The organism is Proteiniphilum sp. LBM24028 (assembly GCF_056629195.1).
Window position 1 is genome coordinate 3,058,564 of the sequence record NZ_CM152817.1, and the last position, 15,016, is coordinate 3,073,579.

At 47.4% G+C, this 15,016-nt stretch carries 8 protein-coding genes; 1 reads left to right on the plus strand and 7 read right to left on the minus strand.

Going from position 1 to position 15,016, the window contains the following annotated elements:
- Positions 1 to 265: 265 nt before the first annotated feature.
- From AC1HCU_RS12295 to fumC, 5 genes are all read right to left on the minus strand, one after another.
- On the minus strand, positions 266 to 1,954 hold the full coding sequence (locus AC1HCU_RS12295; RefSeq protein WP_480366361.1) for a DUF6377 domain-containing protein: 1,689 nt from the start codon (positions 1,952 to 1,954) through the stop codon (positions 266 to 268).
- A gap of 94 nt (positions 1,955 to 2,048) precedes the next feature.
- Positions 2,049 to 3,458 (minus strand): 23S rRNA (uracil(1939)-C(5))-methyltransferase RlmD, encoded by a 1,410-nt coding sequence (rlmD, locus tag AC1HCU_RS12300; RefSeq protein WP_480366363.1) that lies wholly within the window; start codon positions 3,456 to 3,458, stop codon positions 2,049 to 2,051.
- An 82-nt stretch (positions 3,459 to 3,540) separates the two neighbouring features.
- Positions 3,541 to 6,090, minus strand: coding sequence for a glycoside hydrolase family 2 TIM barrel-domain containing protein (locus tag AC1HCU_RS12305; protein WP_480366365.1), 2,550 nt, complete (start codon positions 6,088 to 6,090; stop codon positions 3,541 to 3,543).
- Positions 6,091 to 6,155: 65 nt separating this feature from the next.
- Complete coding sequence (locus AC1HCU_RS12310; RefSeq protein WP_480366367.1) at positions 6,156 to 7,796, minus strand: fumarate hydratase; 1,641 nt, start codon at positions 7,794 to 7,796, stop codon at positions 6,156 to 6,158.
- Between the two features lie 83 nt (positions 7,797 to 7,879).
- Positions 7,880 to 9,280, minus strand: coding sequence for a class II fumarate hydratase (gene fumC / locus AC1HCU_RS12315; RefSeq protein ID WP_480366369.1), 1,401 nt, complete (start codon positions 9,278 to 9,280; stop codon positions 7,880 to 7,882).
- A gap of 138 nt (positions 9,281 to 9,418) precedes the next feature.
- Here fumC and feoB point away from each other — a divergent pair, with 138 nt between their 5' ends.
- Positions 9,419 to 11,911 (plus strand): ferrous iron transport protein B, encoded by a 2,493-nt coding sequence (gene feoB, locus AC1HCU_RS12320; protein ID WP_480366371.1) that lies wholly within the window; start codon positions 9,419 to 9,421, stop codon positions 11,909 to 11,911.
- Positions 11,912 to 12,178: 267 nt separating this feature from the next.
- Here feoB and nagA read toward each other — a convergent pair whose 3' ends face one another.
- Together nagA and AC1HCU_RS12330 are read right to left on the minus strand one after the other, a co-directional pair.
- The gene (gene nagA / locus AC1HCU_RS12325; RefSeq protein WP_480366373.1) at positions 12,179 to 13,381 is read right to left on the minus strand and encodes an N-acetylglucosamine-6-phosphate deacetylase; all 1,203 of its coding nucleotides are present in this window, start codon (positions 13,379 to 13,381) and stop codon (positions 12,179 to 12,181) included.
- 295 nt (positions 13,382 to 13,676) lie between these two features.
- Positions 13,677 to 15,002: a sugar MFS transporter gene (locus AC1HCU_RS12330; RefSeq protein WP_480366375.1), complete on the minus strand. Its 1,326-nt coding sequence runs from the start codon at positions 15,000 to 15,002 to the stop codon at positions 13,677 to 13,679.
- Positions 15,003 to 15,016 lie beyond the last annotated feature (14 nt).

The window sequence follows — 15,016 nt, forward strand, 5'->3', positions numbered from 1 at the left end:
TCGATGTGAGTTAACACTCGTTTTGCGCAGTGAAATCGGCCAAGAACAAACCTGGTGAGGACTTTTCATCCAGAGTAGATCATCTTTAGGAAATAATCCGGTAGAAACAAACGCAAATCATTCGAACATTACGTTAGCAAATGTAAAAGATGAAATGATGACTTAAAAATTCAAATAGTTAACATATAGATGTATAAAACATCAAAACGCTAATTATCAAATAATTAAAAATTATAATTGCAACAAAAAAGTGGATAGAATATATTTAAATCTTCTGAATAACCCCTATTTTCATCACAAAGCTTTCGAATTTATCACGAGGTACGGCAGCTTTATTTCGGACTCTCGTCCGATAATTGTAGATCGTATTTGCAGAATAACGCAAAAAGTTGGCTATGCGTGAACTGTCGGTTATCCCCAGCCTAATAAGTGCAAATATACGCAATTCGGTATTGAGCAGCTCATCGGGTTTTAGATTGAATCGCTCTTCTTCGACCAGAAGAGAATTAAATTCTTCTACAAAATTTGGATAGAGATGTAGAAAGATGTTATCGAACAGGCTATAAAGCTCCTTTAACTCCTGATCAATCATCTCATGCGATTTCAACATTCTGAAAAGTTCTTCTAATTTTCTTTCGACCGCTTTTTTATTGAGTGTGCTCCGGTATTTCTCCAGTTTATCGATATAGGTTGAACAGAGATCCAGGAAATGACCGATATAAGTCTCTTTGATCTCGTTCGATTCAGACAGCTCGTCGTTTATATCCGACATTTTTTTATTCGTATCATTCAATTGATCAACGGTGCGTTGCAGATCTTCATTCAGCTCATTCAATCTCAGGTTAGTGTGGTAAAGTTCCTTTCGTATACGGGTAATCTTCTTCATCTGTCGATAGACATATATCACCGCAATGATGAGGAACAGCGACAACAAGCTTACAAGGTAGAGGAAGAGCTGAAGTTCCGATTTCTGATTACGGACTCTTTCCTGATAGGCCGAGTCGATGATGGGGAGTATTTGTGAAATTTCATAGGTCCGCAGCCGTGCATTACAAAACATGGCATCTTCCATCGATGATTTGATGCAGTCATAGGCTTTTTCTATATTCCCGATCTCAAATAAAGTCACTGCCAGAGCCTGCATAGAAGCATTTTCCATAATTGCGTTTCTGATATCACAAATGGCCGATATGGCAAAATAGGTTATTTGCTTGTCAACGATTCCCTCTTCCCGGTAGATGGTTGCAAGAGCATAGGTCAATACTGCCTTCTCGTGATTTTCTTCCTCCGATTGATTGATCAGATCTTCCAGTATTTGTTTCGATTCGGTCAATCGATTTTCATCGAATAGTTTTTCTGCCAATACAATCCGGTAATGGTTAGATTCTTTATTCAGAACGTTCAGCAAAGAATCGCGATATAGACTACTCTTCGCGATATAAACAGAAGCATTGGGATTATTGAAGGAGTAGTTTCTGTAAAGCTGTTTATAGCTGTCATAATAATATATTAACAGATTGTCGGTAAGCTCGCTCCGATCAATTTGATTTAAAATATCCAACGATTCAACATACAAACCTGAAATGATATATAAAGAGGTGAGGCTAAGTTTCGATTCATTCATCCTGTAACGATCACCCAACCTTCCGGCAAGCTCTACATTCTGTTTTGCATAATGAATGGCTGAATCGGATATGTATGTTTTGTATTCGTTATACAACTGCAGGTTGATCTCATATTGCTGTAGATTGCTTATGTTGGGTGTGGCAAGCATCATTTTTATCGCTGATATCCGGCCTTCTTTTTCCGACATAAATGTTTCCTTACTCTCCATCATTCCGTACAATCTCCTGAGCACCTGATCCTGCTGCGTGTCAGTGTCCAAAATATTTCCGCTGTACACAACAGAAACAACTATCAGGAACAGGGAAGAGATTGCTTTGCGAATATTCATAAACACTTTTATTTTCGCAAGTTATAAAATATTTTTTGGAATATAACTTAATCCTCAATATATACGAAAATTATTTAGGACTAGGAACTTATAACTATTTTTTCTCCAGCAACACCACATTCTCTACATGATGGGTATGAGGGAACATATCTACCGGTTGTACACGGGTCACCCTGTATTTGGCGTCCATCAGACTCAGGTCGCGTGCCTGTGTAGCTGGATTGCAACTCACGTAGACAATTCTTTGCGGCTCAGCAAGCAAAATGGCGTTGACCACATCTTCGTGCATCCCGGCGCGGGGCGGATCGGTAATGATTACATCGGGATGACCATGCGCTGCGATAAACTCCTCAGTAAGCACATCCTTCATATCACCGGCATAAAAGCGTGTATTTTCGATCTGGTTAATTGCTGAATTGACTTTCGCGTCGGCAATCGCTTCCTCCACGTACTCTATCCCAATAACTTCCCTGGCATTGCGTGCCACGAAGTTGGCGATGGTACCCGTACCGGTATAAAGGTCGTACACCAGCTCATCGCCTGTGAGCTGCGCGAAACTACGTGCCACCTCATAGAGGTGATATGCCTGTTCGCTGTTGGTCTGATAGAACGACTTGGGGCCAATGCGGAATCGCAGGCCTTCCATCTCTTCAACAATATGGTCGCGCCCCTTCCAAACCAGCACCTCCTGGTCGGTAATGGTATCGTTTGCTTTCTGGTTGATGATGTAGAGCAGAGCGGTAATTTGCAGAAACTGAAGAGCAAGATGTTCCATTAATTTCTCCCTCTTCTCCTGATCGTCTTCATAAAAAACCACAATCACCATCCATTCGCCAATGGAACTGTTGCGAATCATCAGGGTGCGCATCAGTCCCTGCTGATTACGAAGATCGAAAAAAGAATATTCATTCTCCAGACAGAACTCCCGTATAGAATTTCTGATTTGATTAGAGAGATCATCCATCAGCCAGCACTTGTCAATATCAAGCACCTTGTCGAACATTCCCGGAATATGAAAACCTACGGCATTCATCTGGTCAAACTCCCGGTCGGAACTGATCTCCTCTTCAGTGAGCCATCGCTTATTGGAAAAGGTAAACTCCAGTTTATTCCGGTAGAAAGTATCTCTGGGTGCTCCCAGAATAGGAGTTATTTCGGGCAAATTGATTTTACCGATACGCTCCAGGCTATCCTGCACCTGTTTCTGTTTATATTTCAGTTGTTCACTATAAGGAAGCTGCTGCCATTTGCACCCTCCACACACACCGAAATGGTTGCAAAAAGGGGTTATCCTGTCTTCGGAATATTTTTCGAAGCGCACCACCCTGCCCTCAGCGTAGCTGTTCTTTTTGCGTGTCAGCTGTAGGTCCACCACATCGCCCGGTACAGCATACGGCACAAAAACAGCCATGCCATCCACCTTTGCAATTGCTTTGCCCTCAGCAGCTACGTCGGTGATAAGTACCGACTCCAGCCGGGGGAGTTCTTTTCTCTTTCTTGCCATCAATTCATTATTTGGAATACAAAGATAGACAAAACGCCCCACCTTTCGATGGGGCGCTCCTGTTATTCTATATGATGCCGAACTACTTTGTCTGAATATTGACCGAAGCTTTTTGCAATCCTCTGGCAGTTGCCTCCAGGATAATGGTGCCCGGTTGTTCGGTGGATTCTACGATGGCAACCAGTTTCCCGTTAAAGAGATGCATCTGTGACAGGTGAAACAGGTCGAGGCTGGCGGGATCGCCATTGGCACCGGCACGGTATGTACCGGCTCCCTTTACTTTAAAAGTAACCAGGTCGTTCACCGTTGCACAGGGATTGCCGTTTTTATCAACCACCGACACAGTAATGAACGAAAGGTCCTTCCCATCGGCACTGATCACTTTTCTGTCGGCCTCCAAAACCAGACGGTGGGGTTTTCCTGCAGTACGGATTTCCTTCTCCGCGGCCACATTGCCCTTCTCATCGTAAGCTACCACCCTCACGGTACCCGGCTCATATTTCGTGTCCATCCACATCAGCCTGTATCGTTTCTGACGTTCCAGCGACTGCTGTGCTTCTTTTGTATAACTGCCATCGAGCGGAACTGACAGGTCCTTTGACTGCCTTCCCTGGCTTTTGCCATTGATAAACAGTTCGGCAGAAGGGTAACTGGTGTAGACGAAAACGGGCGTCACCTCACCCTCACGTCCTTTCCAGTTCCAGTGAGGCAGGATATGAAGTGTTTCGACCTCTTTGTTCCAGTGGCTACGATAGAGGTAAAAACGATCCTTGGGTATGCCTGCCAGATCTACCGCTCCAAAGAGGGAACTGTGACTGGGCCAGTTGCTGTAGTAGGGTGTGGGCTCGCCCAGATAGTCGAAGCCGGTCCATATAAATTCACCCATGGTGTAGGGCAGATCATCATGCTGGATAAAATCATCTTCCGGCAAATTCGACCAGCTGGCATGTTCCAGGTCATAGGAGGAAGCCTGGTGATCCTCGTACAGTGCCATCGCTTTTCTCTGCACCGGGAATTTATATACCCCGCGGGAACTTAAAGCAGATGTGGTTTCACTACCCAGAATAATCTGCTGGGGCAGCTTTTCATAAGCTTCCTGATAGCGGAAAGAACGGTAGTTGAATCCGGGCACATCCATGATGGCAGCCATATAATTGGAGAGGACCTGATCCACACGGTCCATGCCGTTTGTCACGGGACGGGTGGGATCTTCGCGGTGACAGATATCCTGCAGATAACGGGCTACCTTCGCCCCTTGCGGGTTGCTCTGTTCTTCCACCTCGTTCCCAATACACCACATCACCACACTGGGATTGTTGCGGTAATGATGCAACAGGTTTGTGACATCCTTCTCCGCCCACTCCTTGAAATATCGGTTATAACCATTCTTCACCTTGGGGATGGCCCACTCGTCGAAGGTCTCCACCATCAGCATCATCCCCATCTCGTCGGCAATGCGCACATACTCCGGCGCCGGCATGTTGTGTGAGGTGCGGATGGCATTTACACCCATATCCTGCAGGATGCGGATCTGACGGCGGATGGCTGCCTCGTTCACGGCACCTCCCAAAGGTCCCAGGTCATGGTGCATGCAGGCACCCTGGAACTTGATTTTCCGGCCGTTCAGGTAAAATCCTTCGTTCGCCACCACTTCAATAGTCCGGATACCAAAAGGAGTCGTATATTCATCTACGGACCTGGCCATCTCAGTTGTGGTGGTTTTGTTGTCTTCTTGCCTGACGCTCCTCTCAATCCTGCTCAGTACCGAATTTACTTTGTAGAGATTGGGTTGTCGGATATCCCACAACAAAGGTTTTTCTACAATAAGTGTCTGCTCCATCTCTTCCTCGTCGTATCTCGTGAACGCATCTTCGGCTACTGCCACCACCTTTCCGGAGGGATCGAGGATTGATGTCTTCAGTTTAAAAAAAACATCTTCGGAGGGTATTTCGCCCTGTTGTAGTTTTGTCCGCACTTTTACACGGGCAAATTCGTCGTTCACTACGGGAGTCGTTACGTATGTCCCCCATACGGGAATACGTGCCTGATAAGTTGTAATCAGATGCACATTCCGGTACAGTCCGGCACCGGGATACCAACGTGACTGCTCATTGAAATTCTCAAGTCTCACCGCCAGTGTATTGTTTTGCCCGTCACTATTAAGCAGTTCAGTAATATCGAAATAAAAGGTATTATAGCCATTAGGCCAGTAACCAGCCTCTTTCCCGTTGACAAAAACCCGGGCATTGCTCATGGCTCCGTCAAATTGTATGGTTACTCTTTTATCATCCCTGAAATCAGGGATTGAGAAGCTATTCCGGTACCATCCCACCCCGGTGAAGGGGAGACCGCCGGTGCGGCCATAGTGCTCAATGGCGGTGGTCTGTCCGTCCTGCACGATCGCCATGCGGTGAATGTCGTTCTGCTTGTCGAAGGGGCCGTAGATGGCCCAGTCGTGCGGCACCCGCACCGATTGCCAGCTGCTGTCGTCGAAACCGACTTCCGATGCGCGGCTGTTATCTTCCCGCGTGAACTTCCACCCTTTCTCCAGCGTCAGCTGTGTCCTGGCCTGTCCCCACGAAAGGGATAGGCCGACAATGAGACCGATACAAACCAATATCGATTTTTTCATTATTCTTATTGTTTAAGAGATTTAAAAATAAATTCTGTTTGAAAATTTATTACCTCAGCTGCATCTTATCCCATCGCACAATTGGGCTGCGTCACCACTTTGAAAAAATCGTTCCCCTTGTCGTCCACCAGGATGAAAGCTGGGAAATCTTCCACTTCAATCTTCCAGATGGCCTCCATACCCAGTTCGGGGTACTCCAGACATTCCAGGCTCCTGATGCTCTCCTGCGCCAGGATCGCGGCAGGTCCGCCGATGCTACCCAGGTAGAAGCCGCCATATTTTTTGCAGGCATCGGTCACCTGCTGACTGCGATTGCCTTTGGCCAGCATGATCATGCTACCGCCATGTGACTGGAACAGATCCACGTAGGAGTCCATGCGTCCGGCAGTGGTGGGCCCCATCGATCCGGAGGCATACCCTGCCGGTGTCTTTGCCGGTCCGGCATAATAGATGGGATGATCCTTGATATACTGTGGCAGTCCTTCACCCCGATCAATCCGTTCTTTCAATTTCGCGTGGGCGATATCACGTCCCACGATGATGGTACCGTTCAGCGAAAGACGGGTAGATACCGGGTATTTGGAGAGTTCTGCCAGTATTTCGTTCATGGGTCTGTTCAGATCGATTTTCACACCGCCTCCCTCACCTGCCTGACGATATTCCTCCGGAATAAGCCGTGCAGGGTTGTCTTCCATTTTTTCGATCCATATCCCGTCGCGGTTGATCTTCGCTTTGATGTTGCGGTCTGCCGAGCAGGATACGCCCATCCCCACCGGGCAGGAAGCACCATGTCGAGGTAGACGGATCACCCGTACGTCGTGTGCAAAATATTTCCCACCAAACTGCGCACCCAGGCCCAGCTCTTCGGAAGCTTTCTTTAGTCGTTCTTCCAGTGCAATGTCACGGAATGCCTGACCCAGTTCATTTCCTTCGGTGGGCAGGTTATCATAATATTTGGCAGAAGCCAGCTTCACTGTCTTCAGGTTCGCCTCGGCCGATGTTCCCCCGATCACAAATGCAAGATGATAGGGCGGGCAGGCAGCGGTACCGAGCGATTTCATCTTCTCAATCAGGAAGTCCTCCAGCTTACCGGGTGTCAGCAACGCCTTGGTCTCCTGATAAAGATAGGTCTTGTTGGCAGAACCTCCCCCCTTGGCAATACAGAGAAAGTTGTACTCACTTCCCTGCACCGCATAGAGGTCGATCTGTGCCGGCAGGTTCGTGCCGGTATTTACCTCGTCGTACATGTTCAGCGCTGCATTCTGGGAGTAACGCAGGTTTTCATTGACAAACGTGTTGTAGACCCCTTCCGAAAGAGCCTCCTCATCGTTCCCTTCTGTCCACACCTGTTGTCCTTTTTTGCCCATGATGATGGCCGTACCGGTATCCTGGCAGAAAGGGAGTACACCTTTGGCCGATATTTCGGCATTTCGTAGAAAGGTGAGTGCCACAAACTTATCGTTCTCGCTCGCATTGGGGTCGTGAAGAATTTGGGCTACCTGTTCCTGGTGTTCGGGACGAAGCAGAAACTCCACATCGCGGAAGGCGGTTTGGGCCATCAATGTTAATCCTTCTTTGGATACTTTGAGAATCTCCTTACCTTCAAATGCTGATACAGAGACATGCTCTTTGGTGAGCAGATAATAGTCAGTCCGGTCCTTCGACATGGGAAAAGGTGACTGAAACCTGAATGGTTTATTTGCCATAAGAAAATTGGTTATAATCGTTTAGATGATGATAATCCGGTTTGTTAATCTAGTGACAAAAATACAAATAAAAAACGGCATTTTCAATGATCCATGGGACCGATCATCTCTTCCGGTTTTACCCATTCATCAAACTCCTCCGGCGTCACGTACCCCAGCCGCACCGCTTCCTCCCTGAGGGTGGTACCGTTTTTGTGGGCAGCGTTGGCGATCTCTGCCGCCTTGTAATAACCGATCTTTGTATTGAGCGCCGTAACCAGCATCAGCGAATTGTCAAGCAGTTCTTTGATACGGGGTTTGTTGGGCTCGATACCGGAAACACAATGCATATCGAATGACAGTGCCGCATCACCCAGCAGCTGGGCACTCTCGAGGAATCCGGCCGCCATCATCGGCTTAAACACATTCAGCTCGAAATGGCCCTGCATGCCTCCCAAAGCAATGGCCATATCGTTGCCGATCACCCGGGCACAGACCATGGTGAGTGCTTCCGCCTGGGTAGGATTTACCTTTCCCGGCATGATGGATGAACCCGGCTCGTTGGCCGGAATGACAATCTCGCCAATGCCGCTTCTGGGACCCGAAGCAAGCAGACGGATATCATTGGCTATCTTGTTCAGCGACACGGCCACCTGTTTGAGTGCGCCATGGGTCTCCACAATGGCATCGTGGGCGGCCAGCGCTTCGAATTTGTTTCCGGCAGTGACGAAAGGAAGCCCGGTAAATTCAGCAATATATTTTGCCACAGTCACATCATAATCCCTGGGTGTATTCAGTCCCGTACCCACAGCAGTACCACCGAGTGCAAGCTCCGACAGGTGGGGCAGCGTGTGCTCAATGGCTTTAATGCCAAACGCCAGCTGCGCGGCGTAACCACTGAACTCCTGTCCCAATGTAAGTGGTGTCGCATCCATCAGGTGGGTGCGACCAATCTTTACCACCTCGGCCATCTCTTCCGATTTGGCAGACAGCGACCGTTGCAGCTGCCTCAATCCCGGCAATGTTACCTCAATCACTTTTTTATAACAGGCAATATGCATGCCGGTGGGGAAAGTATCATTGGAAGACTGTGATTTGTTCACATCATCATTGGGTTGCAGCGTCTTTTCTCCTTCTCCGATCACTTTGCCGGCCAGCTGATGGGCACGGTTGGCAATCACCTCATTCAGGTTCATGTTGCTTTGTGTACCCGATCCGGTTTGCCAGATCACCAGCGGAAATTGATCATCGTGCTTTCCTTCCAGTATCTCGTCGCACACCCGTGCAATTAGGTCCCGCTTTTCCCGGGAAAGGACTCCCAACTCATGATTCGCATAGGCAGCACCCTTTTTCAGGTAGGCAAAACCGTGAATGATCTCCAGCGGCATGGAGGCAGGGGGGCCGATTTTAAAATTGTTGCGCGACCGTTCTGTCTGTGCACCCCATAACTTATCGGCAGGCACTTTCACCTCGCCCAGCGTATCTTTTTCAGTTCTATATTCCATCTCGTATCTGTTTTTCACCAGTAACATTATACATTTTTCAAATATACTAAAACAACATCAAACAATGTATTATTTATAACTAATTTAAATAATACAGAGAAAAATAGTATCTTTGCAGGCTAATCAGGGAGTTTATTTATGCGTCTGTCGGAACTGCAAACAGGACAAAAAGCATACATCATAAAGGTTAATGGTAGCGGCGCTTTCAGGAAACGTATCCTGGAGATGGGATTTGTGCGGGGTGAGGAGGTGAAGTCGGTGCTGAACGCCCCGCTGAAAGATCCCATCAAGTATGAACTTATGGAGTATGAGGTATCACTGCGTCGTAGTGAGGCGGTGATGGTTGAGATTGCCATGCTCGAGGAGGAAACGCGGGAAAAAACATCTTCTCAGGAAGTGGTGCAGGAGGATGACATGATAGAGCCTGTAACCATTTCCCAAAGCAATGGTTCAGGTGATTTCCGTACGGATCATTCCCGTTCGTCACAAAAAAATATCAAAGTGGCTTTGCTGGGTAATCCCAATTCCGGCAAAACCTCAATTTTCAATCTGGCATCCGGTGCACACGAACGCGTGGGAAACTACAGCGGCGTGACAGTTAACGCCAAGGAGGGCACACTAAAGCACAATGGCTATTCCTTCACGCTGGTCGACCTGCCCGGCACCTATTCACTTTCCGCATACACCCCCGAGGAGTTATATGCCAGAAAATATATGTTGGAGGAAAAACCCGATGTGATTGTGAATGTGGTATCTGCATCAGCGTTAGAGCGAAACCTCTATCTTACAACCGAGCTGCTGGATCTGCAAGTCCCGATGGTCATCGCCCTCAATATGTACGATGAGCTTGAGAAGAGCGGTCGCACGTTCGATCATGAAACATTTTCAACACTCATCAACACACCCATTGTACCTACTGTGGGCAAGAGAGGGGAAGGTATACCTCAGCTCCTTGAAAAAGTAATCGCCGTTTACCTGACCAAAGGTCGGGAGCCGATTCAAATCCCTTACGGGAGGGTACTGGAGAAGTCGATATCCATCATGGAAAGAGAGCTACATCGTGAGGTCGGAAATTGGGAGATGCCCCTGCGGTACGTATGCGTAAAATTACTGGAGGGCGACAAGGAGGTGGAAAGTCGCATACGCACACTTCCCATGCGGGAACAGATTTTCACCCGCAGGGACAAGGAACGTAGTTATATAGAGAAACTACTGCGTGAAGACCCCGAGTCGGCATTCACCAACGCCCGCTACGGTTTCATCGCCGGAGGGCTGAAGGAAACGCTCACCGAAAAGATTCATTTTGCCGAAAAGACAAAACTGCTCGATTCCATTGTCACAAACAGATATCTGGGATTTCCGTTCTTCTTTCTCTTCCTATGGGTGATGTTTGAAGCCACTTTTCGTCTGGGCAATTATCCGATGGAATGGATAGAATGGCTGGTGGCAACACTGGGTAACCTGATCCGTGAGAATATGGCAGAGGGCCCTCTGAAAGCGCTGATTGTGGATGGCATCGTAGGTGGCGTGGGCGGTGTAATTGTCTTCCTGCCCAACATCGTGATCCTCTATCTTTTTATTGCCTTCATGGAGGACTCCGGATATATGGCCCGTGCTGCCTTCATCATGGATAAGCTGATGCACAAGATCGGCCTTCACGGGAAGTCATTTATTCCGCTGATCATGGGTTTTGGCTGCAATGTACCGGCCGTGATGGCTACTCGCACCATTGAAAGCCGCAGCAGCCGCATGATCACCATGCTCATTGTCCCGTTCATGTCATGCAGCGCCCGCCTACCGGTTTACATCCTCTTTGCCGGCGCTTTCTTCCCGGAGCGTGCAAGCCTAGTCCTGCTGGGATTGTACGCTTTCGGCATCCTGATTGCCGCCTTCACGGCACGATTATTTCGCAGAACACTCTTCCGGGAGGAAGAGACTCCCTTCGTGATGGAACTGCCTCCCTACAGGATGCCTACACCGAAATCGATCATCACACATATGTGGGACCGCTCACGGCAGTATCTCCAAAAGATGGGAGGCCCCATCCTGGTCGCCTCCATCGTCATCTGGTTTCTGGGTTACTTTCCTCAGGACTGGAAAAAAAATGCTGTATTTGAGGCAGAGGCAACACAGGTGGAGGCGAGGTTCGGTGACAGCGAAATAAGCCGCACCGAAAGAGATTTGCTCCTTGCCGATATCGCCCATTCAAGAAATACTGCACATCAGGAAAATTCCTATATCGGTAAAATCGGAAAGTTCATTGTGCCTGTGATGAGACCGTTGGGGTTCGACTGGAAGATATCGGTAAGCCTCCTCTCGGGGATGGCTGCCAAAGAAATAGTAATCAGCACCATGGGCGTACTTTATACGGGTGACAGCGAAGACCAGCAATCGTTACAAACCAGGTTGCAGGCTGAAGCTTATCCTGACGGATCACCCGTCTTCACCCCGCTGGTGATCACAGGCTTCCTGCTATTCGTGCTGATTTACTTCCCCTGCATTGCAACCATTGCAGCCATCAAGGAGGAGTCTCATTCCTGGAAATGGGCCCTATTCAGCGTCTTCTACTCCACAGGACTGGCATGGCTTATTGCTCTCGTGGTACACCAGTTGGGAAGGCTGTTTCAATGAGATTTACGAGAAAACAAACTTTTTACTGACTCTTTTTGTTGTAACATTTATGGATATACAACTTTTCATTGTTATCATCATTGGTATTGTCACAGGGACTATCCTTCTGCGACAGATCTACTATTTCTTTTTTATCCAGAAAGACCACACACGCTGCGGCAGCTGCAACATGTGTGATCTGCCGAAGAAAGAGTCCTCCTCTGGATCATAGTCCTGTTTCGTTCTTCATCACACCGGATATCACAGTGCATGGCGATATTTTCAGTTTCAACGGGACACGAGTGACGCATCATATATTACAGTCCCCTCAGATACTGTGTATAATACTCGTATGTCTTCATCGAAAATTACCAGATCTGCATCTTTACCGGGCTTAATAGATCCTTTTCGGCTGTCGACGTTCATAATGCGTGCAGGCGTAAGGGTCATCATCTTTACTGCATCCGTCAACGACACTTCGGCCATGTTGACCATCGTTCGAATCATCCGGTCGGCTGTAACCACGCTACCGGCAAAAGACGAACGATCAGGCAGCTTGGCCACCCCACCCTCGATAATTACACGTTGCCCCTCGTGAAGACTCCCCAGCACCGAATCTCCGTTAGGCATACCTGCACCGCGCATCGAATCGGTACAGAGGGCTATCTTATCGGCACCCTTAAACTTGTAGACAAACTGCAATAGCGGACGAGGAAGATGTACACCGTCGGCGATGATCTCTACAGTCATATCATCAATAAGATAAGCCGCCTCTACCACTCCCGCATACCGGAAGGCGTGGCGGCGTGTTACGGATGACATTCCTGAATATAAATGCGTAATGTGAGAGAATCCGTCTTTAAATGCCAGTTCTACTTCTTCACACACTGCGTCGCTATGTGCTACGGCCGCAAGTATATTTCTTGATAACAATTCCCGACCCAGATCCAATGCTCCCGGCAATTCGGGAGCCAGGCTCCATCGGACGATATCCTCCGATGACTCCAGAATATGCATATACTCTTCCCGCTCAGGATTACGAAGATACCTGGGATCTTGTGCACCTCGCTGATTATACGAAAAGTAGGGACCTTCAAGATGAAGACCCAGAAATTTGGCTCCTTTACTGTTCACTTTTACCGCTTCCCGATACACCGAGAACGTGTTCATTAATTCCTCGGTCGTACTTGTCAAGGTTGTAGGCACCATAGCCGTGGTACCATAACGGGCATGTAATTCGGCGGCTCCGAGAAAAGCTTCCACTGTACCGTCCATAAAATCATGACCGCCGCCACCATGAAGATGGATATCGACGAATCCCGGTGAAACATATTGTCCCGAAGCATTAATCCGTTCGTCCGAGTCGTAAAAAAAAACGTCTGCCGAAGGAACAATACTCCGGATCTTTCCTTCTTCACAGACTATAGAAACATCTTCCGCTATGTAATCCGGAAAGATGACCTTTCCTTTTTCTATGATCAATCTTTTCATATGACTAAAATATTTATTTTCAATGGTGTCATATGAAACTCGCTTTAGTCATGATCTTGTGTGATAATGATTTTGACAAAGTCGATTACTTCGTAATTCATGCTCGTTTCATGTGATTACTTTATTATTTTCTTGTTGGTATATGGAACCCTTGATGACTAAAGTATTCACTAAAGTTAGATATTTCTTCGCTATGGCATAATCCAAGCAAGCTTCTCCTCTGCTCATTTAGCTCAACAGAAATCATCATTCCCTTCGGGTGTTTAATGATTATTTTAATCATGTCGGTTTCATATTACAATCTTTTTTCTCTCTTCCAAAAATGAACGGTATGTCCGTGAAAAGCAAACCACATCAGATAGAGAAAGCACGGGATCAGCACCCAATACCCTGCTCTTAAACCATGATGATCACCTATCGCACCATAGATCAGTGGCAGGATGGCATTCCCGCTTAATCCCATAATCAAGAGGGAAGAACCTGTTTTGGTTAGTTTCCCCAGATTATGAATCGACAAGGGCCAGATACCGGCATAGATTAGTGCATTAGGAAATCCTATCGAGGCCAGAAACCAAATTGAGATGTCCGCGGTGTGCCCAAACAGGGTAACGGTATGATTGGCAAGCACGATCCCTAATGAAAGGAACAACCCCAGTGTGGTACAGAATTTTAAAGCAGCCTTTTGTGAAACAAACCGGGGAATAAGTAAAATGCCCAACAAGTAACCGATGATGGTACATATGAGTGTGTAAGATGGAAAGAATTTTGCATCCAACAGGCCGATACCCATCGATCCGGCATAGTTAATAATCGTATCTATAGCCACCACTTGCGTACCCACGTGTACGAAGATTGCGATGGCTCCAAAAATGAGATAGGGATAATCCAGAAGAGACTTCCGTGACGTCTTCATCGACGTGCCTGCCACCGACGCAGTCGTTTCTTTGATTTCGTCTTCCTTTTCTTCAATCTCCGGCAAGACCGAATACCTTATACCGATGCCTGTCAATAGCAAAAGGACGGCAAGGATAGCGTATGGCATAATTACCCTTCGGATCAGTTCCTGCAAGATCATATTTTTCTCCGCTTCGGAGAGTGTCCCTGCCTCGAGCAATGCAAAGGTGCTACTATCAGTCGATTTGAACACTACAGCTGCAAAAAGCAAAGGAGCAATGATACCGGCCGACTTGTTAAAAATACCCATCACGCTCATTCGCTGTGCTGCGCTGTCGATCGGTCCGATGATGGTGACATAAGGGTTTGCCGCCGTTTGAAGGATGGCTAATCCTGTTCCCAGGCAATATAACCCTGCGAGAAAAATCGCATATTGCCGCGCAAGAGCTGCCGGGACAAAAATGAGGGCGCCCAACGAGAGAAATAGAAAACCGTACATGATTCCCTTTTTATACCCCACTTTGTTTAGTAATAATCCTGACGGAATAGCCATCACGAAATAGGCGATATAAAAGGCAAAGGTCACAAAATAAGATTGAAAATGGGTCAGTTCAAGCGCTATCCTGAAGTAAGGAATAAGGATTGCATTCACCCAGGATACCAGACCGAAGACAAAATACATCACGGCCAGGATACCCATCGATATATAAAAAGCTTTTCTATTCATCAAGAAATATTATT